Below are 2,835 nucleotides of genomic sequence, written 5' to 3'. Positions count from 1 at the left end.
CAAATCTTCTACCAATAAACCATCAGAAATTTTCTGATTAATCTCTATCTCAGCACCCACCTCTGATATCTGTCTAGTAGTACCCCAAAGTATTTGGTTACCAATTTTTAACTTCACTACCCTTCGCAGATTAAACCATTCATATATATCTTGCTTTGGTACATCTATTAATGCTAATAATGCTACCCAAATCATCAATATATTATAAACACTCCAAAATAATCCCAAATTAAAACTTTCTATCTGTTCACCCACCTCCCAACTTGGATTTATATAATTGCCATATACATTAAATCCTAAACTTACACTATTTAGCACTAAAAATATTACCAAAGGCAAAGACAAACTTATATTAAAATAGTAGTGATCGCTTTTAATTCCTTTTGGTGTAACTTTAAATCTTTTTGAGAATGGATTTAGAAAAGTTTTAATTATTGTTATTGCTTTAGGAAAAGCCAAAATAGTATGATTCAAACCAGACAAAAGTAATGACTGGGAACGATAATTTAGCCAAGAAAATACAGTGAAACTTGCCAAATAATAAGGCAAAAAGAAATATAAGTATTCAGCAGCAGAAGCTTTAATTGGAATCACATCAAAAACAACATAAGCTATTGGCATAAACAGAAAACCAACATAACTAATGCTAGTAAACCAACTAAAAAATGTTTCTAAAAACGACAATCTTTGACCAATACTTAATCCAGGAATTGTCAAAGGATTAGAACTAATAAAAAATCCTTGTAAAGTTCCCCTTGCCCATCTTAATCTTTGAGTAGCATAAGAGGAAATATTTTCCGCAGCTAAACCAGCACTTAATTTTTCCTCTAAATAAACTGACTGATAACCTTTAGCTAATAAAATAACTCCTGTAAAACAATCTTCACAAATTGATTCTGTTACAAACCCTCCTACCGACTCTAAAGCTTTACGTCTGACTAAAAAAGAAGTTCCTGCACACAAAACTCCATTTGCACCATCTTTCATTGGTTGAATTTGTCGGTAAAATATTTCTTCTTCTGGAGTTAAGATATTTTCTAAACCTAAATTTCTAGCAATAGGGTCAATATTATAAAAAGTTTGAGGAGTTTGTAATAAGGCAAGTTGTTCATTTTGGAAAAATCCTAAAGTCCGAGTTAGAAAGTTTTTTGTAGGAATAAAGTCAGCATCAAAAATAACAATAATTTCACCATTTGTTTTGGTAATAGCGTGGTTGAGATTTCCAGCTTTTGCATCAGGATTATCATATCTAGTTATATATTCACAACCTAATTTTTCTGCTAAATGTTTCACTTCCGGTCTATTAGTATCATCCAGTAAATAAACTTTTTTATTCTCATATTCTAAAGCTTGGCATCCAATAACAGTACGCTCTAAAATAAACTCTGCTTCATCATAAGTGGGAATCAAAATATCCACAGATGGTTCAAAAGTTTTGTCTAAAATTGTCTGAGAAAAATAATCTGCTTCCTTTTTACGATTTTTAACATTGAACATCAACAACCAACCTAGAACACCACTACTTATTGTCACAATTTCTAGACCTAATAAACCCAGACTAAATATACCGTTTATAGGGTTATTTAGATTTAAAGTAGAGAGCGATCGCCAGGATAAATAACGAATAGTTAAACCCAATAAAATTCCCACTACCAAAACTCGCGACCAATTTTTCGGAGTAGGGGAAATTTTCATAATTCCTTGAGCAATTAAAAATAGTAAAATTGTCGGCAAAACTAAATATTTACTATTATCTGTTGGTACTTGTACCCACATGGGCGGATTTTCTTGAAAATAATGAATTTGAGTAAAAAATGTGTCTATTTGAGCAATTCCAGCAAACCAAGCCACTATAATAGTTGTTAATAGTGTTATTACTCCTATTACCAAGAGTGTTGCCAAACGTAATTTAACAAAAATCAGACTATTTATACGATTCCCTATAAATTTCTTGGCAATATTTAAAGTTGTCACCATAAATCACCTATTTTAACTTAAACTTAATCAAGATAATATAAAGAATATTATCTTCTTAAACTTAGTTTAATGATAATTTATCCTGAGATTTTCCTGAGAATTGGTGACTTTGTAAGCCATTAAAAAACTTCATATTCACCCTAAACTTAGGGCAGACAATATTCTTCCTAACTCAATTTCCTCTAGGCTCAAAATTAAGCCAAATTTACATGAAATGACAACCAACTATAACAATATGATTTAAGTTGTGAGATATTGGATACTTTTAGGGAACACTTAACTGGGAACAGGGAACAGAGAAAAACAAAAAAATGAATAAATATGAATATGATAACTGCTATATTCTCTACTTTTAAAGAACACCTCAATTCTCACGTCTGATTCCTGATTGCTATAATTATTCTAATAAAACTAGATAGTAATTCATTCAATACAGAATTGGGTTGTCTATTTAGTTGATTTTTAATAGACAACCCAATTACTAATTATTATCCCCAAATTTTATAACTCATCATTTAATTCCAAGCATTCTTGCCTAATTTCCCTAAATAATTCTTGCTGAAGCACTACAAAACTGTTAAAACCTACCAAAATCCATTGAATAATTGTTTCATAGTTACCAGGAGAATACCTAATCACTAAATTGATTGCTTCTAATGCTTTTTGGAAATGTTTCTGTTCTACCCCAGAATTAGAGTAAGAACCATGTATAACAATCCAAGACCATCCTCCAATATCATGTCCTTCAAAGTTGACTTTTCCATTACCACCCTTGAGATATTTACCAAAACCTATTTCTTTATTTTCGTGTCTAACTGTCGATTGACGCGTCCGTTTGCTTGTCACTTCAGAAAACCA

At 31.1% G+C, this 2,835-nt stretch carries 2 protein-coding genes; both read right to left on the bottom strand.

The annotated features are described in order from the left end of the window. The coding region (locus F6K13_RS26745; RefSeq protein ID WP_287288956.1) for a glycosyltransferase at positions 1-1,977 on the bottom strand (1,977 nt) is incomplete at its 3' end. Positions 1,978-2,478: 501 nt separating this feature from the next. After that, positions 2,479-2,835 (bottom strand): hypothetical protein (locus F6K13_RS26740; protein WP_287288954.1); only part of this gene is annotated, 357 nt, incomplete at its 5' end.

Source organism: Okeania sp. SIO2B9 (assembly GCF_010672505.1).
Lineage (GTDB): Bacteria > Cyanobacteriota > Cyanobacteriia > Cyanobacteriales > Microcoleaceae > Okeania > Okeania hirsuta.
The sequence above is the reverse complement of the archived record's forward strand: the minus strand, read 5'-3'. Positions and strand labels throughout refer to the sequence as shown.